Source organism: Streptomyces sp. P17 (genome assembly GCF_032436805.1).
Lineage (GTDB): Bacteria > Actinomycetota > Actinomycetes > Streptomycetales > Streptomycetaceae > Streptomyces.
The window spans coordinates 1-349 of the sequence record NZ_JAVRBF010000465.1 but is presented as its reverse complement, the minus strand read 5'-3'; the positions used below and the strand labels follow the sequence as shown (position 1 = coordinate 349).

At 49.9% G+C, this 349-nt stretch carries 1 protein-coding gene; it reads right to left on the bottom strand.

The window, feature by feature from the left end; all coding sequences use genetic code 11:
• The coding region (locus RMT89_RS41730) for a hypothetical protein (protein ID WP_315888974.1) at nucleotides 1-271 on the bottom strand (271 nt) is incomplete at its 3' end.
• Nucleotides 272-349 lie beyond the last annotated feature (78 nt).

Genomic DNA, 349 nt, shown 5'->3' with positions numbered 1-349 from the left:
GCTTCATACAGGCCGGTATAACGTCTTTGTTCAGGCAACGCGTCATCGGCATGTCTTCCGGGTCTTTCTCACTCTTGCCGCGCTTGTCGCGACGATCAAGACCCCATTGGCGCGGTTTATCCGGCAGACCGTGACGAACCACGTTTGAAACATGGTCGATAATCAATCCGCAGTTATGGACTAACAATCCTTGTGCAGTGAAACGAGAAAGGGGTCCGCAATTGAGAATGTCCCATACTTCCCTTTCGGTTTGCATGATGGGAGTGACCATCTTTCTACAATTTCGTCTGGTGTCATATTTCGAGAAAACATTCCACGTAACGTTGCGTCCGCGTATCGAATGTGCGGA